This window comes from Glutamicibacter sp. BW78 (genome assembly GCF_002332245.1).
Taxonomy (GTDB): Bacteria; Actinomycetota; Actinomycetes; order Actinomycetales; family Micrococcaceae; genus Arthrobacter_H; species Arthrobacter_H rhombi_A.
In genome coordinates this window covers 341,675-362,110 of the sequence record NZ_NRGU01000030.1, presented here as the reverse complement: position 1 = coordinate 362,110, position 20,436 = coordinate 341,675, and the positions used below count along the sequence as shown (strand labels likewise).

The following is a 20,436-nucleotide window of genomic DNA, read 5'->3' as shown; positions in this document are numbered from 1 at the left end:
CGGTCATGTCACTACACCATCAGCGGGGCAGCAGCACGGCGGAATTCGCCGTGTTGCTGCCGGTCGTGGCCGCCTTCCTCGCCTTGGTTTTGGGTGCCGGCGTATGCGGTAGCACCCAAATCAGGTTGGAGCAGGCAGCCCGGGCAGCAGCCCGGGAACTGGCCCGCGGAGAACCTGCAGCCCATGCCGTGGAAACCGGGCACCGCCTGGCGGGGGAGAGTACCGCCGTCCGGGTCGGACCCGCTGGCCGGTATCGCAGTGTTGAAGTTACTCGAACGATCACCCTGCCCTGGTTCTCTGATCGCGAGCTCCTAGTGCTCAGCGCACAAGCCCAAGCGCGAACCGAAGAAGGCCCGCAACGTCCCGGTGGGCGCCAATGGTCCCTGACAGGAGCGCCGTGAAGACGTCCGAGCTGCGTGGTTCGGGAGCCGAACACGGTTCCGGCACACTGCTGGTCGTGGGTCTCGTCGCCGGCCTGGCCTTCTGTCTCGTCGTGGTCCTCTCGGTGTCTGCGGTGGCCACGGCTGCCAGTCGGGCGGCAGGCTCTGCCGATCTGGCCGCGTTGGCTGCCGCCGACGCGGCTCGTGGGCTGACCACCGGTGAGCCGTGCGCCGTCGCAGCTCGGACGGCAGCACGTAACGGGGCTCAGGTGGACCAATGCCTCAGGTCGGGCAGTGGTGGTGTGCTCGTCGATATTTGGACCAGTGTCCCGCTCGGGCCGGGCCTGTCGTGGCTGGCCCCGTTGGGGGTGGAAGCCAGCGGTCGTTCCCGGGCCGGACCGCCGACGAGCCCCTGGGCGCCTCCGGCCTGATCCGCCGCTTATGAGGAGTGGCGCAGCAACAGGTCTAGCAAGGCGACGGCTCCTGCCTTGTCCAAAGGATTATTGCGGTTGCCGCATTTGGGGGACTGGACGCAAGAGGGGCATCCCGCATCGCACTCACAGGCGGTGATGGTTTCGCGTGTGGCGCGCAGCCAGGTGGTCACCTGGTCGTACGCCCGCTCGACGAAACCCGCTCCGCCGGGATGCCCGTCGTAGACGAAGATGGTGGGCATCCCGGTATCCATATGCAAAGCCGTGGAGACCCCACCGATATCCCATCGGTCGCTGGTGGCCACCAGGGGGAGCATGCCGATGCCTGCGTGTTCTGCAGCATGCAAGGCTCCGGGGGCCGCGTCGGGCAAGATTCCGGCGGCCGCCATCTCACGTTCAGGCACCGTGAACCAGATGGCTTTGGTGAACAAGTCCCGAGCATCGAGTTCCAGAGGCTCTTCGCCGAGGATCTCGTTGGAGACCAACGCCTTGCGTTGGAAGGAAACCACCTGTGTGGTCACCTTTACCTCGCCGAAGTGCACCTGGACCGGGCCCCAATCCAGGGTGCGGAGAACTTCGAGAACACCAATGGTCGTGATGTCTCTGGCTTGGGTGTAGAAATCAGGGGTAGCTCGCTGCACCAGCACGCAATGGTCCTGCTCATTGAGTTCCTCCACCACATACGTGGTTCCTTGGTGCACATAGACCGCTCCGGTATGCGCCTGGTACTGCGTCTGGGGAGAGCCCATGGTTCCCAGGAGGGCCCCGGTGTCGGCGTCAATGATGTTCATCGGGCCGCCGCCGTCCGCCCTGAGGTTGACCATCGACGCAGCATTTTCAGGGTGGGTCCAGAACCAGCCCGAAGGGCGCCGACGCAGGTAGCCCCGCTCGACGAGTGAATCCAAGAGCCCGGCTGCGGTGGGGCCAAAGAGGTCGACGTCCTCGGCCCGCAAGGGCTGTTCAGCGGCTGCGGCACACAGGTGGGGCCCCAGGACGTAGGGGTTGGAAGGATCGAAGACGGTCGCCTCTACCGAGGTTTCAAAAATGGCTTCGGGGTGGTGGACCAGATAGGTATCCAAGGGATCGTCGCTGGCGACGAACGTGGCCAGTGCGTCCTGCCCAGCTCGCCCTGCGCGGCCGATCTGCTGGAAGAACGAGGCACGGGTTCCCGGCCAACCCGCCACCAGCACCGCGTCCAAACCGGCCACGTCGATGCCCAGTTCCAGGGCCGAAGTCGAGGCAATTCCCAGCAGTTCGCCGGTACGCAGTTGGATTTCCAGGTCCCGACGTTCCTCCGGCAGGTAGCCGGAACGGTAGGCGGCAATACGTCCGGGCAGCGAGGGGTGGACCTCGTCGACCAGCCGCCGGGCGATGCTGGAAATGGTTTCGGCACCCCGCCGCGATTTGATGAACGCGATAGTGCGGACCTGGCCACTGACCAGATGGGCCAAGAGATCAGCAGTTTCGGCGATGACGGTGCGGCGGACCGGGGCACCGTTCTCGCCCCGCCCCTCCAAGAGAGGGGGCTCCCAGAGTGCCACCACGGTTTGACCGTGGGGCGAGAAATCAACAGTCACCTCACGTGCCTCGGCGCCGATGAGCCGACCGAAGGATTCGGCCGGGTCGGCGCTGGTCGCCGATGCGCCGATGAACACGGGATCTGACCCGTAGTGGGCGCAGATTCGACGCAGGCGCCGCAGCAGGTTGGCCACATGGGAACCGAAGACTCCCCGATAACTGTGGGCTTCGTCGATGATCACATAGCTCAGCCGACGGAAGAACCTGGCCCATCCAGGGTGGTTGGGCAGAATGCCGAAATGAAGCATGTCTGGATTGGTCAACACGAGGTTGGCATGATCGCGTACCCAGCGGCGTTCTCCGGGCTCGGTATCCCCGTCGTAGCTGGCGACCTTCAGCGTGGGTAACCCCAACCCGATCAGCGCCGAGCGTTGGTCGGCGGCCAACGCCTTGGTGGGGGAGAGGTAGAGAACTACAGCACCGGTGGCCTGCAGGCTGACCGTCTGGTCCAGCTCGGCCCGGTGGACCGCGTCCAAGGCCGGCAGTTGGTAGGCCAGGGATTTGCCCGAGGCAGTGCCCGTGGCAACGATGGTGTGCTGGCCCTCGTGGGCGCTGTGCGCAGCCTGCACCTGATGCAACCAAGGAGTCTGGACTCCGGATCGTTCGAAGGCCTCCACGACCTCTGGGTGCGCCCATTCGGGCCACGGGCCATGGACTGCTTCTCGGGCAGGAATGACGTGTAAATGCGTCAATGCGTCCGGGGAAGCACCATGGCCCAGTTGCTCAATGAGTGCGTTGGGTTCTCTCACCGCATCATTGTGGCATCGTTGGCCGACAGAATGGTGGCCGGGGGCGATTAGTCCTTCTGGCCCTCAAGGGTGACGATGCTGCCGATGGGGGTCCAACCCAGATAGTGATACAACGCCTGCCCATCGGTGGAAGCGACCAAGAGGCCCTCTTCGACATCGTGTTCCAGAGCCAGTGAAACCAGGGCCCGCATCACCAGGCTGCCCAGTCCGCGGCGACGGAAATCATTGGCGGTGATGATCCGGTCGAAGACGGCGTACTCGTCGACGACGGCGACGTGCCCGCTGGCGGCAACGACCTCTGGATCATCTTCGAGGTGAATGGAGACGTAGGCATGTTTGCCATCACGTTCCGTCTCGATGGTGAAGCCCTCGGCAGGTCGAGGTGATTCCACGTCCTGGCCGGACATATCGGCGACCATCAAGGCCTCGTCCGAAGTGACCACACCCAAGCCGGCCGTCAGGGCAGCCTCGGTGGTACTGAGGGAATCGTTGGTGACGATCGTCAGCCGACGGGCAGGGTGCTTATGCAACGTCTCACTGACGGCCACGAGCTCCTCGGAGCTGGGCTCGTGGATGATGTATTCCCAGTCCCCGCTCGTGTCGTGGCGCAGGGCGGCATGGACCCGGCCTTCGGTGCGGCTTTCATAACCGCGGGCACCGACCCAGCCGGTGACCCAGACGCCAATCAAATTGTCAGTTGCAGTCGATCCCATGCTTCTGACAATACCCGGTGGTGCGATCCTCTGCAGAGTCGGGAGGGCAACTTCGGCACTTTGGTAGCGAATTGTTAACGACGGCGACCGTTCAGTGGGGCCCTCATCCCCGGTGCCGAAGGTGCGGTCCCGGTGCAGGCGCTGAGTCGGGGGTGCTCGCCTTATCCTTAAGGGATGGCCCAGCACCGCATCGCCCTCTTTTACGCCTTTAAACCGTTGCCCGATCCCGAGGCCATGCGCCTCTGGCAGCGGTCACTCCTCGAGCAATGGGGGCTGCGCGGACGCATCCTCATTTCGCGGGACGGAATCAATGGAACCGTGGGCGGGGAAATCCGTGCGGTGAAGCAATATCTGAAATCCACACGCGAATACCCTGCTTTTCATGGCCTGGATGTGAAGTGGAGCGACGGGAGCGCAGAGGATTTCCCGCGAATCTCGGTCAAGGTCCGTGAGGAGATCGTCTCGTTCGGGGCGCCGGGCGAATTGACGGTCACCGATGACGGAGTCCAAGGCGGCGGTCGGCATCTGAGTCCCCAACAGGTCCATGAACTCGTTGACTCCCGTCGCGAAGCGGGAGAAGAGGTGGTCTTCTTCGACGGACGCAACGCCTTCGAAGCGCAGATCGGCAAATTCCGTGATGCCGTCGTTCCTGACGTGCAGACCACCCGCGACTTCGTCAAGGAACTCGACTCGGGAAAATATGATGACCTGAAAGATAAACCAGTGGTCACGTATTGCACCGGCGGCATCCGCTGTGAGGTGCTCTCGGCACTGATGCTCAACCGCGGTTTCCATGAGGTCTACCAACTCGAAGGCGGTATTGCACGCTACGGCGAACAGTATGGGGACCGCGGCATGTGGGAGGGATCGCTCTATGTTTTCGACCGTCGGATGCACCTGGAATTCACGCCAGAGGCGGTGACGGTCGGGCGCTGCGTGGGCTGCCAGGGGCCGACAAATAAGTTCGAGAACTGCGCCACGGCCTCCTGCCGCAAATTGCGCTTATTCTGCGCTGATTGTGCCTCCGACGACCAGCTGCGGCTCTGCCCCGATTGCTACGCTTCCGGCCAGAGCCCGCTCGAGCCGTCCCCCACCACCTGATCTGCCTCTTCGACTGCGAAGACCTCGAAGCCGCGGGCCCGGTAATTGGCCAGGGCAGCAGGACCGTCAAGAGAGCACGTGTGGACCCACACACGGTGGACGGCAGCGAACCCCTCCCATCGGGTATGGAGGTCCCAGGCCCGTGCCGTCCCTTCGCTGAGCAGCAGACCGCCAAGGCCGCGTCCGAGCTGTTCGGGGAAAAGACCGAAATAGACGATTTCCACGACCCCGTCGGCTGAACCGCCGAGTTCGATGTAGCCGGCCGGAGCGCCGTCGACCGTCAACACCCAGGTCTCGCTGCCATCGCGTTGAACTTCGGCCGACCACTGCTCTCGGGTCAGGGGAAGCCGATCCGCCCAGTTCCAGGATCCGCCCACCGAACGGTAGAGGAACTTGCTGTAGTCGGCGGTGATCCCCGGGACCCGTTCGATCCGGGCCCCCTCGGGCAGGGGGCGGGCAGCAGGGTTCAAGGACCCGGCAGAGGTCATCTGCAGGGACGTCGTGGTGACCAAGGTCAAAACTGCTCCTCAAGTTCCGGTGCGGTCAGTGCATCGGAAGCCTATCCGCCGATAGGCTCAAGAGGTGAATATCTCGGACCCCCTCTCCGTCATGAACCATGCCCCGCTGAGTCACGAGCAGGATCTACTCGAAGCACTCGCCGCAGATCTGACCCGGGCCGGCTATGTTCAGGATGCCGTGGCCGTACTGCTCGGCGATGCCGCCCATGAGGCTCTGGGGCGGGACCAGATCGTACCGGCCAAACTGGTCGTTGAGAGGGTCCTGGAGGGCGGAACCACCGAAGCTTTGCCGGTGCTGGTGGGCTTGTGGCTTCTGGGGATGTCCTTCGGTGCGGAAGTTCTCGATGCTGCACTGCCACTGACCGGGGCCGCAGGTGCCAGCCGACTGCAGTTGATCGAAGCGGACGGAGAATATTTCCGTGCTGCTGCGGATCTGCGCCCCCACGCTAGCGATGTAGCTGCCGAAACGTGGATTGCCAGCGACCTCGGGGCCCACCAAAGGCCCGGGCCGTTGCGGCATGACCACGTGCTGGGCGTCGGCCGCGCCTCGGTGACACTGGCGCAGGCGGTCATTCGTCGCCCCGTGGAAAAAGCGTTGGATCTCGGCACGGGATCCGGTATCCAGCTCTTCTATCTGCTGACCCACTGCCAGCAAATCGTGGCCACCGATATCTCGGAACGGGCCCTGGCCTTCGCCAGGTTCAACCTCCTGCTCAACCACCAGACACTGGGGCTGGATCCACAACGGCTCGAGGATCGGGTCCAGCTTCGACACGGCTCACTGCTTGAACCCGTAGCGGGGGAAGAGTTCGATCTAGTCGTTTCCAACCCACCCTTCGTGATCACCCCGCGGCGGGAGACCGAGCGGGCCGAAGACCGATACACCTACCGTGACGGAGGCATGCCCGGAGACTCCCTCGTCGAGTCCCTCGTCCGCGGCCTGCCTGCCGTGCTCGCGCCAGGGGGCACGGCACAGCTGTTGGCGAACTGGGAAATCAGAGCCGCCGCAGAGCCTGCGTCGAACAACGAAAACCCTCCGGAAGGTGAAATTGCACCGGATGATAAAACACCTAGTGCCTGGGAGGTTCGGCCGCGTTCCTGGATTTCTTCCGGCACGGAGGCGTGGTTCATCCAGCGAGATGTCACCGCCCCCGAGGTTTATGCCGAAACCTGGTTGCGTGACGCCTCTCAGGGGCGTGATCAGGAAGCCTACGCCGAGGCCTATGGCGACTATTTGGAAGACTTCGCCGGCCGTGACGTGGACGGGATCGGCTTTGGCATGCTCTGGCTCCGCCGGCCGGTTCAACCGGGGCAACTGGGGTTCGGCCTCCGATTCGAGGAGATCGCTCATCCCCTGGAGCAGCCCATCGCTCCGTATCTGCAGGCGCAGATCGAGGCCACCGACTCCCTGATGGGACGTGACCGCGCGGAACTCGTTCTGGTGGTTGCCGATGATGTGACCGAAGAACGGCACCAGCGCCCCGGTGCGCAACATCCGGGGGTCATTCTGCTGCGGCAGGGGGCCGGGCTGCGCCGGACCACCCTGCTCAGTTCGGCGGAGGCCGGATTCGTTTCAGCCTGCGATGGCGAATTCAGCGCGGGTGTGCTGGCGCAGGCCGTTGCCTCCCTGGTGGAAGGGGACCCGCAGGAGATTGCCGATGACCTACTGGCCAGTGTTGATCGACTCGTTACCCAAGGGTTCGTCACCGAAATGCGAAACAAAGGCTAAACTTTTTTTGTATGACTCAGAACACATCCGGAGAAGAGCTGCCCACTGAGGCAAAGTTCCGGCGAGAGGCCCAAAAGCCGGTGGTCATCAGTGACCCGCAGGCCATCCGTGCGTTGGCACATGAAGCCCGGTTGGAGGTTCTCGAAGAGCTGTTCGCCTCGCAGTCCACCCGTACCGCGACCGAACTGGCTTCGCGCTGCAACCTGACGCCTAGCGCCATGAGTTATCATCTGCGGGCGTTGGAGAAATACGGCTATGTCGAACGTGCCGCCAGTGAAGGGGATGGGCGAGAGCGTCGTTGGAAGGCGGCCGGGGATCAGCTGGTGGTCGGTTCCCTGACCGAATCAACGGCAGCCAAGAACGCGTTCCTCAACGTCCAACTCAATGCCTTCCGCGAACGGCTCAGCGTGGAGATCAACCGCCGTGATGCAGAACGTAAGGCAGGAATCGAACCGTCTCCGGGCCGGCCACCGGTTCTGACCACCGGCATGGTGTTCCTGCGCAAGGAACTACAGGAGGAATTCGCTCAACGGGTCTACGGGCTGGTTGACGAATATGAGGCCATGGCAGAACCGGAAGAACGTGGTGTGGAAGGCGAACGGATCTACTACATGCTCTCCTTCCTGCCGGAAGTTGCCGCCACCGATTCCTGACCCGGCCAACGCGGCGTTGACCACAACCGGGGGTGTTGGCTTGCAGTTGGTGTGCCGGAAGCGGCTAACCTAGTGCAGAATGAGCAGGTGCGCCCCCAACGGCGTGCCATCAGCTGCAAATAGGAGTGTTGTGCCCCCCAAGGCCAAGGAAAAAACCGGCAAGAAACTCGTGATCGTCGAGTCACCGGCCAAGAGTAAGTCGATCGCCAAGTACCTGGGCGACGGCTTCATCGTCGATGCCTCGGTCGGTCATATCCGGGACCTTCCGCAGCCCTCGGAGCTGCCGGCGGAACTGAAGAAGTCCCCGGTCGGCAAGTTCGCCGTCGACCTGGAAAATGACTTCGAGCCCTATTACGTGGTCTATCCGGACAAGAAGAAGAAGGTTTCGGAGCTCAAAGCCGAGCTCAAGGATGCCGACGAACTCTATCTGGCTACCGATGCGGACCGCGAAGGCGAAGCCATCGCGTGGCACCTCCTGCAGGTCCTCAAGCCCAAGGTTCCGGTCTATCGTCTGGCCTTCACGGAAATTACCCAGGAAGGCATCGCCCGGGCCATGGAGAACATCCGTGAGCTCGATACCGATCTGGTCGATGCGCAGGAAACCCGTCGTGTTCTGGATCGGCTCTACGGATACGAGATTTCGCCCGTTTTGTGGCGCAAGGTCGCCCGGGGGCTCTCGGCAGGTCGCGTGCAGTCCGTGGCCACCCGCCTGGTCGTTGAACGTGAACGCGAACGGATGGCTTTCCGCTCGGCCTTCTACTGGGATCTGGCCGGCGAATTCGCCACCACCGCCGGGGAGTCATTCCGCGCCAAGCTCGTTGCCGTGGACGGTGGCCGTGTGGCCGCTGGCCGTGACTTCGATGACCGGGGCGCACTGAAGACCCCCAAATCCGGCACCGCAGTCGTCCACCTGGACGAAGCAGCCGCTACCTCGCTGGCCGCTGGCCTGCAGGATAGCGACTTCGCTGTCACCAATGTCGACACCAAGCCGTATACGCGCCGTCCCGCAGCACCTTTCACCACCTCGACCCTGCAGCAGGAAGCTTCACGCAAATTACGGTGGTCATCGAAGTCGACGATGCAGGTCGCCCAGCGTCTGTACGAAAACGGTTACATCACCTATATGCGTACCGACTCGGTGTTCCTCTCCAACGAGGCAGTCTCGGCCGCCCGGAAACAGGCCGCCGAACTGTATGGGCAGGAATCGGTACCGTCCAAGCCACGCATGTACAAGGCCAAATCCGATAGCGCCCAGGAGGCCCACGAGGCCATCCGGCCTTCTGGCGACGCCTTCCGCCGTCCTCGCGATGTGAAATCTCAGCTCGGGGCCGATGAGTTCCGCCTCTACGAACTGATCTGGAAGCGCACCGTTGCTTCACAGATGGCTGATGCCAAGGGCTCGACCGCTTCGGTCCGACTCGCCGGTGAATCCACCGACGGCCGGCGCGCCGAATTCTCAGCCTCCGGTACGGTCATCACCTTCCGCGGTTTCATGGCCGCTTATGAAGAGGGCAAGGACGTCTCAGCGGCCGAAGAAGCAGAAAAGGACGCCGAGCGCCGTCTGCCACAGCTGACCCAAGGCGACGCCCTCGTGGGCACAGACGTCACGGCTTCGGGCCACGAAACCTCCCCACCGCCGCGTTACACCGAGGCCTCGATTATCGCCGAACTCGAAGAACGAGAGATCGGTCGGCCCTCGACGTTCGCCCCCACGATTTCGACCATCATGGATCGTGGGTACGTCACCAAGCGCGGTGGCGCCCTGGTGCCGAGCTGGATCGCGTTCTCGGTGATCCGCCTGCTCGAGGAACACTTCGCCCAGTACGTCGACTACGGGTTCACTGCCCGTTTGGAAGATGATCTCGATGAGATCGCCGCAGGTCATCTGGCCCGCTCTGCCTGGCTGAAAGACTTCTATTTCGGCGACGGCGAGGAAAAGGGTTTGCAGGGAATCGTCGAGAATCTCGGTGATATCGACGCCCGCGCCATCAACTCGATCGACATCGCACCGGGCATCGTGTTGCGGGTGGGCAAATACGGCCCATACTTGGAACGTCCGGCGCCCGCAGGCTCCCCGGAGGGCACCGATCCCGAACGAGCGAACGTGCCCGAGGACCTGGCACCCGATGAACTCACCGCCGAAAAGGCCATCGACCTGATGGACAACGCCGGCCCCTCCGAACGCGTCCTGGGCACCGATCCGTCGACCGGACGCGAGATCGTGGCCAAAGACGGACGATACGGTCCCTTCGTGTCCGAGGTGATCGTTGAACCGACCGAGGAGGAACTGGCCGCCCGGCCGGTGGAATACTACAAGAACGGCAAACCCAAACCCCCGAAGAAGCCGGCGAAGATCAAGCCGCGCACCGGTTCGCTGTTCAAGTCCATGTCCTTGGAAACCATCACCCTCGATGATGCGCTGAAGCTACTCTCGCTGCCTCGTGTGCTCGGTACCGACGCCGAAGGCGTGGAGATCACCGTGCAGAACGGCCGCTTCGGCCCATATTTGAAGAAGGGCTCCGATTCGCGGTCCATCGGCACCGAGGAGGAGATCTTCACCATCACGCTGGAACAGGCGCTGGAGATCTACTCCCAGCCCAAACAACGCGGTGGCCGCGCAGCAACTCCGCCGTTGGCCGAGTTCGGCGACGACCCGGTCTCGGAGAAGCCGATCATCGTCAAGGAAGGCCGCTTCGGTGCCTACATCACCGATGGGGCCACCAACATCACGGTTCCGCGGGGGACCGCAGTCGAGGACCTGACTCGTGAGCAGGCAGTGGAGCTATTGGCCGAGAAGCGCGCCAAGGGGCCGGTCAAGCGCGGCAGCAAGGCCCCGGCCAAGCGCCCGGCAGCCAAGAAGAAGAAGTAGCGCAGGCGGAGGCAGCGATGCGACTGGGCGTCCTTGATATTGGTTCGAACACGGTTCACCTGCTGTTGATCGATGCTTATCCGGGTGCACGGCCCACTGCCTTCGCCTCGCATAAGCGACCGCTGTCCTTGGTGGCTTACCTCGACGAGGACGGTGCGATTACCGAGGACGGCCAGCGCGAGCTGCTTGATTTTGTTCATGAAGCCTCGCTGTTCGCCACCCGTCACCGTGCTGAGGATCTGCTCGCGTTTTGCACCTCGGCGATTCGCAGCGCCAGCAACGGTCCGGCCGTCCTCGAACGAGTCATGCAGGAAACCGGGATCCAGTTGGCTGAGCTCTCCGGCGAACAGGAATCGGGGATGACCTACCATGCGGTCCGTCGCTGGTTCGGCTGGAGTTCGGAACGCATCCTGGACCTCGACATCGGCGGCGGATCATTTGAAATGGCCTACGGGACCGACGAATTCCCTGAGCTGGCCCTTTCGGTGCCCCTCGGCGCCGGCCGACTGACCCGCGATTGGCTCCCCGGGGATCCGCCCCGCACCTCCGATGTGAAAGCGCTACGTGCCTACGTCAAGGACACGTTGGCCGAACCACTGGCCCGGATCGCCCAACATCCCAAACCGACCCTGGTCACCGGTACGTCCAAGACCTTCAGATCCTTGGCCCGGATCACCGGGGCCGCGCCCAGCGCCGAGGGAATTCATGTCAAACGGGTCTTGCGGCTCGAAGACCTCAAACTCTGGACCCGCCGGCTCGAAGCCATGACGACCCTGGAACGCACCGAGCTACCAGGGGTCTCCGAAGTACGCGCACCACAGATGCTCGCCGGAGCCATCGTGGCCTCCGTGGCCATGAACACCCTCGGCGTGAAATCCTTGCGCATCTGCCCGTGGGCGCTGCGTGAAGGGTTGATCCTTCGACGCTTCGACCACCTGATCTTTGACGGACCTTTACCTCTGGGGAGTAGCGTGGGAGTTGGCCACGTCGAACTCGGCCAGCTGCCGAGGGTGCCCACCGTGGGCGCGGTCGATTGAAAAGAGGGAGCCAGGCAATGTCGAAGGATCCGATTCAGGTGGGGTTGTCCAGTGCATCGGTGTTCCCGCTGAACGTTCACGATGCCTTCGCCATGTCGCACGACCTGGGCTACGACGGCGTCGAGGTGCTGGTTACTGGCAACCACCTGTCGCAGGACCCCCGCAAGCTGAACGAACTCAGTTCCCGCTACGATCAGCCGATCTTGGCGATCCACGCCCCGACCCTGCTGCTGACCCAGCAGGTCTGGGGAGATGCCTGGTCAAAGATCGAGATGTCCGCAGCCATGGCCCGTGACGTCGGCAGTGATGTCGTGGTCGTCCACCCCCCATTCCGCTGGCAAGGCGGGTATGCGACCGGATTCGCCGACGGCGTCAAGAAGATCATGGACGATTACGGTGTGCGTATTGCCGTGGAGAACATGTATCCATGGCGGGCCCGCGGCCGTGAGGCCAAGATGTACTTGCCGCACTGGAACCCCGTTCCGCAACCCTACGAGTACGTCACCTGGGATTTCTCCCATGCCGCCATCGCGAACGTGGACTCGCTGCAATCCATTCAGTCCCTCGGCAGCCGCCTCAGCCACGTCCACCTCTGCGATGGGGTTGATAACGGCAAGGACGAGCACTTGGTCCCCGGACGGGGCACCCAGCCGGTTGTCGAGTCGATGCGGTACCTCCGGGACAGCGGATGGGACGGCCATGTCGTCGTGGAGGTGTCGACCCGCAAGGCCAAGGGAGCCGGCGGACGCGAGGAATGGCTGGCAGAGACCCTCCGCTTCGCCCGAGAACACCTCGAACCTGCCCCAGCCGATACCTCCACGGATTCCTCCACGCTGCGGTCCTGAGAGGCCCCCCGGGCCCGCCACGTGAGGGGCGGCGACACGGCCGGTGCACACACCATGGAAGAATGATTCCATGGCAACTTCGAATGAAACCCCTGACACCCCGTCGACTGGACAGCGCCTGGCCTTCATCGGCACCGGCAACATGAACGGGGCGATTCTCCGTGGGATCCTCGCCGGAGGGTTCGACCCCCAGTCCATCACGGCCACGGTGCGTGGCAGCGAAAAAGCGGAGCTCCTAGCGACCGACACCGGGGTTGCCACCCTGGCCACTTCCGAGGATGAGAAAGCCAACCGGCAAGCGGTGGCAGCGGCCGACATTGTCTTCGTGGGCGTCAAACCTGTCGGTATCCAAGATGCCTGCCGCGATATCGCCCCGGCCCTTCCCGAGCGGGCCGTCGTCGTCAGTGTGGCCGCCGCGGTGACCATCGCCATGATCGAAGCGTCGCTGCCAGAGGGGCAGTCGGTCGTCCGCGCCATGCCAAACACCCCCCTGACCGTTGGCAAGGGCGTCGTGGCTCTCGCGGGAGGTTCTTCCACGAGCGAGGCCGACCTTGAAGCGGTCTCCGCGTTGCTCTCCGGATCCGGAATGGTGCGCGTGGTCTCGGAAGACCAGATCGATGCCGTTTCGGCGGTGAGTGGCTCCGGTCCCGCCTACGCCTTCTACCTCGCCGAGGCGATGGCCGCTGCGGGTGAAGAACTGGGCCTAGAGACCGGGTTGGCTCGCGATCTGGCGCGGGCGACAGTTGCCGGTGCCGGGGTCATGCTCGACGAACCGCATGCCGACCCCTCCGCGCTGCGCACCGCAGTCACCAGCCCCGGGGGCACCACCCAGGCCGCTTTGGAGGGCTTCGACGCGGCGGGGGTGCGTGCAGGAATCGGTTCAGGCGTTAAGGCAGCTTCCGAGCGGGCGGCGCAGATCACTCGCGAGCTGGCCGGCTAGATCCCCCGGCCTAAGGGCGGGAAGCGAATCGTTCGAGCAGGTCCACGTGTCCGGAAACGATGAGGATGTCCCGCCGGGTGACCTTGGTATCGGGCTGGGCATAGGTGAAGTCCTCTCCGGGAGACTTCACGCCGACGATGGTCACTCCGTATTTGGACCTGACTTGTGATTCGCCCAGGGTGAAGCCCTGAGTTTCCTTCGGTGGGTACATTTTGACGATCGCGAACCCATCGTCGAACTCGATAAAGTCCAACATGCGCCCACCCACCAAGTGGGCTGCGCGCACTCCGGCATCAGCTTCCGGGTAAACTACGTGGTTGGCACCGATCCGCGAGAGGATCTTGCCGTGTGAAGGAGTAATCGCCTTCACCCAGAGGTGCTCGACCCCGAGATCGACCAGGTTCACGGTGATCAGCACCGAGGACTCAATCGAGGTGCCCACGCCGACCACCGCCGAACTGAAGTCCTGGGCTCCGAGCTGACGCAAGGCATCGACGTTGGTCGCATCGGCCTCCACCACATGGGTGAGCGTACCGGCCCACTTCTGCACCAGATCCTGGTTCCGTTCGATGGCCAGAACTTCCCGGCCCTGGCGCACGAGCTGATTGGCCACCGCCGCACCGAAGCGGCCCAGACCGATGACCAGCACCGGCGCATTGTGGTTCGACGAGTTATCAGCCAATGATCGGCCTCTCTTCCGGATAGTGGTACAACTGGTTGCGTTGGCGCAGGCTCAGTGCCGTCGCCAGTGTAATGGTGCCCACGCGTCCGGCAAACATGAGGGCGGAGAGAACATATTTACCCTCGGGTGGGAGTTCGGCAGCCAGATTCGTGCTCAGCCCCACCGTGCCGAACGCGGAAATCGAATCGAAAAGGACCCGGTCCAACGGTTCGTCGCTGATGGATAGGATCAGGCCGGTCCCCACGCTGACCAGTGTGGCGCCGAGAACGGCGACGGAGATCGCCACGCGCATGGTGCTTTCGGGGATGCGCCGGCCGAAGGCCTTGATGTCTTTATCGCCCCGCGCTTCGGCCACTATGGCCAAAAACATCACGGCGATCGTCGTGACCTTGATGCCACCCGCGGTGGAGGCGGAACCGCCGCCGGCGAACATCAGGGCATCGGTGAGCAGCATCGTGGAGGATTCGAGCTGGTTCTGGTCGACCAGGGAAAAACCAGTTGAACGGGTCATCGCCGAAGCGAAGAAGGAGTGGATGAGCTTATCTGACAGGCTCATCCCGCCGATCGTCTGCGGGTTGTTCCACTCCATGAGGCCCCAGCTGAGGCTGCCCACCAGCAGCAGGATGCCCGAGACCACGACGGTCAGTTTGGTGTGGAGGTTCCATTTGCGGAATTTACCGCGGAAGACGATCAGCACCATGAGGGCCGGGAACCCCAGAGAACCGATGATGGCCCCGACCGTGATGGGGACCAGAACCCACAAATCGGTTTCGTAGGGGACCAAACCATCGGAATGCGGGGTGAAACCAGCACTGTTGAAAGCCGAGATTGCGTAGAAGATCCCATGCCAGATGGCCTGGCCGATGGACTCGCCCAACACCAAGAACCGTGGGGCGAGGGCCAGCGCCAGCAGGGCTTCGATGGTCACCGACGTCGTGATGACGACCCGCAACAAAGTGCCGACCTCTCCGAGGCGCCCAACATTTTGGATGTTCATCGCTTCCTGGGCGCGGAGCTTGCCGCGCACGCCCAGCCGTTTGCTCACCGCCAAGGAGAGTAACGAGGCCAGCGTCAGGATGCCCAGACCACCTATGAAGATGCCGACGATGATGACTACTTGGCCAAAGAACGACCAGTGTGCCGCCGTGGACACCACCGTCAGGCCGGTCACGCAGACAGCTGAAGTGGCCGTGAAGAGGGCATCGTGGAGGGGAGTGAATTCCCCGCTAGAGGAGGCCACCGGCAACGAAAGCAGTGTCGTGAACAGGGCGATGACCAGAAGGAATACACCGATTGCCAACCGTGCCGGCGAGGTGGCCGCGACAGTGTCGACGAAGTCGCGTACCCCGTGGAGGAAACGCGGCACGGCGTTCCCCCAACTGAGCGGGGTGGCTGGTGGTATGGCGGACATGGTCGCGGGCTGCTCCGGGAAACGGTGGATCCGGGCGTTTCCCGGCACTGTCCACAGTAAAGCACCTCCCACCGGCTAGGCGGCGGGCAACCGCCGCGGCGATGACATTCACCCGTCGGAGGGCGATATCGCGTAGCCTGACCCCGTGAGCTTGACGACACCGCCTTCACCGCCGACGGAGATCCTCTGGAGCGAGGACTTGATGTCCTACCGTTTCAGTGACAGTCATCCGATGCATCCCTCGCGTCTGGATCTGACCATGCGCATGATCGAGGGTCTGGGCATCCTGGAGCGGAAGAACATCTCACTATTGGCCCCCGAGGTTGCCACCATCGACGAGCTGGCGCTTGTACACGAACGGGAATACATCTCAGCGGTCCAATACGCCGGCGAGCATCCTGATGAAGTCAACGAGGAACGCGGGCTGGGCACGGAGGACACCCCGGCTTTCGCCGATATCCATGAGGCCAGTGCCCGCCTGGCTGGAGGTTCGCTCCAGGCGGCCGAGGCAGTGCTGGCCGAACGTGCCCTGCATGTGGTCAACTTTGCCGGCGGCATGCACCATGCTTCCCGTGGCAAAGCCAGCGGATTCTGCATCTACAACGACGCCGCGTTGGCCATCCAGCGGCTTCTCGACGGTGGTACGCAGCGGGTCGTCTATATCGACGTAGATGCCCACCACGGCGATGGAACCCAATCGATCTTCTGGGATGACCCCCGGGTCCTGACCATTTCCTTGCACGAATCGGGGATGTCACTGTTCCCCGGGACGGGCTTCGCCAATGAGACAGGTGGCACCGAAGCCATCGGCAGTGCGGTGAACGTGGCACTGCCGGCAGGGACCACCGATGCTGGCTGGTTGCGAGCCTTCCACGCGGTGGTACCGCAACTGGTGGCCGCCTTCGAACCCGAGGTGATCGTCAGTCAACACGGCTGTGACGGTCATCGCGAGGACGATTTGAGCAATCTCCGTTTGAGCGTCGACGGTCAACGACAAAATGCCCTGGATATTTCCGACCTGGCCGAACGCCACTGTGGCGGACGGTGGATCGCCACCGGCGGTGGGGGATATAACCTCATCCAGGTCGTTCCCCGGGCGTGGAGCCATCTGGTGGCGATCGCTGGAGGCCAGCCGGTGCCGTTGCGTACCGAGGTGCCGGGCAGCTGGTTGGCCTATGTGAAAGAAAAGTACGGTGCCGCCGGTCCCGCGCTGATGAACGATGGCGTCGACCTCTGGTGGCGCTCCTGGGAAGTGGGCTACGACCCGGCTGATTTCATTGACCGGACCATCATGGCCACCCGCAAAGAGGTCTTTCCCGTCTTTGGGCTCGACCCGTGGTTCGACTGAGCGTTCAGGGGCCGGGATGCCCGGACGAACATCTGCGGATAAGGTGATGGAATGACCTTCGACGACGTCTTTTCCGTCCTGGCAGATCCGACCCGGCGCAGGATCCTCGAGGCCCTGCGTGAAGAGGAGAACTCCGTGGGAGACCTCGTCCAGCTCCTTGAGGTGTCCCAGCCGACGGTATCCAAACATCTGAAGGTTTTACGTGAAGTCGGTGTGCTGCGCATGCGTGCCGATGGGCAGCGTCGAATCTATTCTGTCGAACCAGGGGCCCTGCACCGGGCCGCCAGCTGGTTGGCTGCATTTCCTGGCCACGCTGGTGCCGAAATGGCCGTGACCGCGATTACGCGCGCAGAATACAAGAAAGACGGGTCATTCGGCAACGACCTCGATACGGCAACTGTCGACGACAATGCGGGGGAGGAAGCGACGGTCCGAGCTTTGGAGACGGCGGCTTCGTATCGTTCCGCCCAGCAACGAGAACTGGAGGAGCGTTCCGCCCAGGAGGCGTTGGCTCTTGAGCAGGAAAACCCCGCAAACCCGGGCTCCGGGAACACTCCACAACAGTTGGGGCGGACCGTGGGGCGTACAGTTGAACAGGTCACCGGTCGGGCCCAGGACCTTCTCGAAAGGCTACAGAAACCGAAGTTCGGCCGGCGCCGCTAGAGGCGGCCATCGGGCTGGTCTACGTTACGACTGGTTCTCGGATATTTTACGATCGGTTGGGTCTGATGGCCCCGGACGTGCCATTGTTCTTCTCGGAGCGCCGACGCTCATCACCCCCCCTATGGGTGCCGTCGCGCCCACCCCGTAAGTTCTAAGGAGTACCGCTTGGATCAGCATCTGCTCGATATCCGCGAAGACGTTTTCCACCGCAATCAGGGTGAATCCGAATTCCACCAGGCCGTGACCGAGGTCTTCGAAAGCCTCAACACAGTGATCGGCAAGCACCCCGAATACGCCGACGCGGCCATTCTGCAGCGCATGTGCGAGCCCGAGCGCCAGATCATCTTCCGTGTCCCGTGGACCGATGACGAGGGCAAGGTGCAGATCAACCGCGGCTTCCGGGTTGAATTCAACTCGGCGCTCGGCCCGTATAAGGGCGGCCTGCGCTTCCACCCCTCGGTCTACCTGGGCACCGTAAAGTTCTTGGGCTTCGAACAGGTCTTCAAGAACGCCCTGACCGGAATGCCCATCGGCGGCGGCAAGGGCGGTTCGGACTTCGACCCGCGCGGCCGGTCCGAAGGCGAGGTCATGCGCTTCTGCCAGTCCTTCATGACCGAGCTGTACCGCCACATCGGCGAATACACCGACGTTCCCGCCGGCGATATCGGTGTGGGAGGCCGTGAAATCGGCTTCCTCTTCGGCCAGTACAAGCGGATCACCAACCGCTACGAATCGGCCGTGCTCACCGGAAAGGGCATGGGCTGGGGAGGCTCGCTGCTGCGTCCGGAGGCTACCGGATATGGCGCCGTCCTGTTCGCCCAGGAGATGCTCAAGACCCGAGGGGCCACCTTCGACGGCCAGCGCGTGGTCGTCTCCGGGTCGGGCAACGTGGCCATCAACGCCATCGACAAGGCACAGTCCCTCGGGGCGACGGCCGTCGCGGCCTCCGACTCCGGCGGATACATCGTCGACGAAGCCGGCATCGACGTGGCCCTGCTGCGCCAGATCAAGGAAGTCGAACGCGGTCGGATCAGCGAATATGCCGAACGGCGCGGTGGCAAGGCGAAATATGTCGAGAACGGCTGTGTCTGGGATGTGGACGCCACGGTGGCCCTGCCCAGCGCCACGCAGAACGAACTCGAAGCCAAGGACGCCAAACGTCTGGTCGAAGCGGGCATCGTCGCGGTCGCCGAAGGGGCGAACATGCCCTGCACCGCCGATGCCACCGCCATCTTCCAGGAGGCAGGGGTCCTCTTCGGGCCGGGCAAGGCAGCCAACGCCGGTGGTGTGGCAACCTCCGCGCTGGAGATGCAGCAGAACGCCAGCCGTGATTCGTGGAGCTTCGGTCACACCGAACGCCGTCTCGAGGAAATCATGATTGGCATCCACTCCACGTGTGCCACGACTGCGGACCGCTACGGAAAACCCGGCAACTACGTCGCCGGCGCCAATATCGCCGGCTTCACCAAGGTCGCCGATGCCATGCTGGCCCTGGGCGTCATCTAGGTCCAACACCCGAAACCCTCGGTCGATGTCCCGCACGCCACGGCGTCCGGGACATCGTCGTGTCAGGGGTGTTTACATGGGGGTATGGAGAACACCGAAGCACTCACCGCCCACCGCATCGACCCGGACGCGCCGAAGCAAGATGATATCGACACGTATCGTCTGCTCGCCGGGGACATTGCCTCGGGGGCCGCGGTGGTGGCCACACGCAGATATAGCCGAGACATCGCCGCGACGGTCACCGGGTTTTTGGACGTGTCCTACGATCCGCCGACGATGCTGGTCAGCCTCTACGGGGACGGTCGCATAGGTGAAGCAGTCTCCGAATCCGAGGGGTGGACCCTGTCGCTGTTGCACGGGGAGCACCAGGGGATCGCCAACTGGTTGGCCAGCCCCGCCAACCCCGTCCATGGCCTGTTGAGCCAAGTCCCCTTCCGGCGGGCGCCGGTGAGCGGGGCCGCAGTGATCGACGGTGCGATTTCCTGGTTCGATCTGAGAACGACGGCAGTGCACGAAGTGGCAACACATCTGGTGGTCGTCGGTGAGGTCGTGGCCATGGGCACCACCGAGGATTCGGCCGGTGGGAACGACCCACTGATCCACTTTTCCCGTGAATACCGGCATTTGAGGCGATGACCGGCAGGACGCCGTCGTGGCCCAGTATTCCAAGGTTCGGCGCTTGGCCCAGATGAACACGGGATGACCGGAGTTCGTGCGACGGGTTTCACAATCACACCACCAGCCACTAGTGTGGTCTGCTAGATGGTACTGCGTGCGGTTTTTCTGCGCGTTGCCTCGCTGGGGTGTTCCTTATCATCCGATTCAGGAGAAATTGCCGATGGCCGACGCTAAGAACTTTTCGAACGCGCGCTTCATGACGGTGGCGGAAGTCGCCGAGATGATGCGTGTGTCGAAAATGACTGTGTATCGCCTCGTGCACGCAGGAGACCTTCCGGCAGTCCGCTTCGGTCGCTCGTACCGCGTTCCGGAGACCGCCGTTGAGGAATACCTGAAAACCGCGCGTGTGGATGGGGCGTCGGAGACCGCCTGAGGGCGTGGTCCGCATGGCCTCCATGGGCAAGGTAAACTAGTAGGGAACATTTAACGTCCGCGACGGTTGCTGCCTGCTCCCCGCGTGGCCGTCAGCAGTAATCAAACATTAGTCTGTGAGGAACCAAATGGGCTCAGTTATCAAGAAGCGCCGCAAGCGGATGGCCAAGAAGAAGCATCGTAAGCTGCTTCGCAAGACGCGCCACCAGCGCCGCAATAAGAAGTAGCACCCG

Annotated in this window: 20 protein-coding genes; 15 read left to right on the top strand and 5 right to left on the bottom strand. The window is 63.2% G+C overall.

Annotated features, from left to right (window positions below; all coding sequences use genetic code 11):
- Window positions 1-5 precede the first annotated feature (5 nt).
- Both CIK75_RS06175 and CIK75_RS06170 read left to right on the top strand, forming a co-directional pair.
- Complete coding sequence (locus CIK75_RS06175) at window positions 6-401, top strand: TadE family type IV pilus minor pilin (RefSeq protein ID WP_086997830.1); 396 nt, start codon at window positions 6-8, stop codon at window positions 399-401.
- Entirely contained in the window at window positions 398-811 is a 414-nt protein-coding gene (locus tag CIK75_RS06170) for an Rv3654c family TadE-like protein (protein ID WP_241895326.1), read from the top strand. The genes CIK75_RS06175 and CIK75_RS06170 overlap by 4 nt, the downstream gene beginning before the upstream one ends.
- An 8-nt stretch (window positions 812-819) precedes the next feature.
- Here the strand turns inward: CIK75_RS06170 and CIK75_RS06165 are convergent, their stop codons facing one another.
- The gene (locus tag CIK75_RS06165; protein ID WP_086997835.1) at window positions 820-3,138 is read right to left on the bottom strand and encodes a DEAD/DEAH box helicase; all 2,319 of its coding nucleotides are present in this window, start codon (window positions 3,136-3,138) and stop codon (window positions 820-822) included.
- A gap of 47 nt (window positions 3,139-3,185) precedes the next feature.
- Window positions 3,186-3,851, bottom strand: coding sequence for a GNAT family N-acetyltransferase (locus CIK75_RS06160; protein WP_086997838.1), 666 nt, complete (start codon window positions 3,849-3,851; stop codon window positions 3,186-3,188).
- Window positions 3,852-4,025: 174 nt separating this feature from the next.
- On the opposite strand from CIK75_RS06160, the gene CIK75_RS06155 reads away from it, so the two are divergent.
- Window positions 4,026-4,952, top strand: a complete 927-nt coding sequence (locus CIK75_RS06155) for a rhodanese-related sulfurtransferase (protein ID WP_086997840.1) — start codon at window positions 4,026-4,028, stop codon at window positions 4,950-4,952.
- Here CIK75_RS06155 and CIK75_RS06150 read toward each other — a convergent pair.
- Window positions 4,907-5,470 (bottom strand): GNAT family N-acetyltransferase, encoded by a 564-nt coding sequence (locus CIK75_RS06150; RefSeq protein WP_241895324.1) that lies wholly within the window; start codon window positions 5,468-5,470, stop codon window positions 4,907-4,909. The genes CIK75_RS06155 and CIK75_RS06150 overlap by 46 nt on opposite strands.
- Before the next feature lie 64 nt (window positions 5,471-5,534).
- Between CIK75_RS06150 and CIK75_RS06145 the strand changes: the two genes are divergently transcribed.
- From CIK75_RS06145 to proC, 6 genes are all read left to right on the top strand, one after another.
- Window positions 5,535-7,199: a methyltransferase gene (locus CIK75_RS06145; protein ID WP_342744373.1), complete on the top strand. Its 1,665-nt coding sequence runs from the start codon at window positions 5,535-5,537 to the stop codon at window positions 7,197-7,199.
- 11 nt (window positions 7,200-7,210) lie between these two features.
- The gene (locus tag CIK75_RS06140; protein WP_086997843.1) at window positions 7,211-7,852 is read left to right on the top strand and encodes a winged helix-turn-helix domain-containing protein; all 642 of its coding nucleotides are present in this window, start codon (window positions 7,211-7,213) and stop codon (window positions 7,850-7,852) included.
- A 130-nt stretch (window positions 7,853-7,982) separates the two neighbouring features.
- The gene (gene topA, locus CIK75_RS06135; RefSeq protein ID WP_086997846.1) at window positions 7,983-10,721 is read left to right on the top strand and encodes a type I DNA topoisomerase; all 2,739 of its coding nucleotides are present in this window, start codon (window positions 7,983-7,985) and stop codon (window positions 10,719-10,721) included.
- 17 nt (window positions 10,722-10,738) lie between these two features.
- On the top strand, window positions 10,739-11,758 hold the full coding sequence (locus CIK75_RS06130; RefSeq protein ID WP_086997849.1) for an exopolyphosphatase: 1,020 nt from the start codon (window positions 10,739-10,741) through the stop codon (window positions 11,756-11,758).
- Between the two features lie 17 nt (window positions 11,759-11,775).
- The gene (locus tag CIK75_RS06125; protein ID WP_086997852.1) at window positions 11,776-12,603 is read left to right on the top strand and encodes a sugar phosphate isomerase/epimerase; all 828 of its coding nucleotides are present in this window, start codon (window positions 11,776-11,778) and stop codon (window positions 12,601-12,603) included.
- A 70-nt stretch (window positions 12,604-12,673) separates the two neighbouring features.
- On the top strand, window positions 12,674-13,543 hold the full coding sequence (proC, locus tag CIK75_RS06120; RefSeq protein WP_086997854.1) for a pyrroline-5-carboxylate reductase: 870 nt from the start codon (window positions 12,674-12,676) through the stop codon (window positions 13,541-13,543).
- Between the two features lie 10 nt (window positions 13,544-13,553).
- On the opposite strand, the gene CIK75_RS06115 is transcribed toward proC, so the two are convergent.
- Window positions 13,554-14,192: a TrkA family potassium uptake protein gene (locus CIK75_RS06115; protein ID WP_086998031.1), complete on the bottom strand. Its 639-nt coding sequence runs from the start codon at window positions 14,190-14,192 to the stop codon at window positions 13,554-13,556.
- Between the two features lie 25 nt (window positions 14,193-14,217).
- Window positions 14,218-15,636 (bottom strand): potassium transporter TrkG, encoded by a 1,419-nt coding sequence (locus CIK75_RS06110; RefSeq protein ID WP_086998034.1) that lies wholly within the window; start codon window positions 15,634-15,636, stop codon window positions 14,218-14,220.
- A 202-nt stretch (window positions 15,637-15,838) separates the two neighbouring features.
- On the opposite strand from CIK75_RS06110, the gene CIK75_RS06105 reads away from it, so the two are divergent.
- The 6 genes from CIK75_RS06105 (at window position 15,839) to CIK75_RS06080 (ending at window position 20,430) form a co-directional block, all read left to right on the top strand.
- Window positions 15,839-16,984, top strand: a complete 1,146-nt coding sequence (locus tag CIK75_RS06105; RefSeq protein ID WP_086997857.1) for an acetoin utilization protein AcuC — start codon at window positions 15,839-15,841, stop codon at window positions 16,982-16,984.
- A 51-nt stretch (window positions 16,985-17,035) separates the two neighbouring features.
- Window positions 17,036-17,647 (top strand): metalloregulator ArsR/SmtB family transcription factor, encoded by a 612-nt coding sequence (locus CIK75_RS06100; protein WP_086997861.1) that lies wholly within the window; start codon window positions 17,036-17,038, stop codon window positions 17,645-17,647.
- A gap of 165 nt (window positions 17,648-17,812) precedes the next feature.
- Window positions 17,813-19,153 carry an NADP-specific glutamate dehydrogenase gene (gene gdhA, locus CIK75_RS06095; protein WP_086997864.1) on the top strand — a complete coding sequence of 447 codons (1,341 nt, stop codon included), beginning with the start codon at window positions 17,813-17,815 and terminating at the stop codon, window positions 19,151-19,153.
- Between the two features lie 84 nt (window positions 19,154-19,237).
- On the top strand, window positions 19,238-19,789 hold the full coding sequence (locus CIK75_RS06090) for a flavin reductase family protein (RefSeq protein ID WP_086997867.1): 552 nt from the start codon (window positions 19,238-19,240) through the stop codon (window positions 19,787-19,789).
- A gap of 202 nt (window positions 19,790-19,991) precedes the next feature.
- Window positions 19,992-20,204 (top strand): helix-turn-helix domain-containing protein, encoded by a 213-nt coding sequence (locus CIK75_RS06085; RefSeq protein ID WP_086997870.1) that lies wholly within the window; start codon window positions 19,992-19,994, stop codon window positions 20,202-20,204.
- Between the two features lie 127 nt (window positions 20,205-20,331).
- On the top strand, window positions 20,332-20,430 hold the full coding sequence (locus tag CIK75_RS06080) for an AURKAIP1/COX24 domain-containing protein (protein WP_003792170.1): 99 nt from the start codon (window positions 20,332-20,334) through the stop codon (window positions 20,428-20,430).
- The last annotated feature ends 6 nt before the right edge of the window (window positions 20,431-20,436 follow it).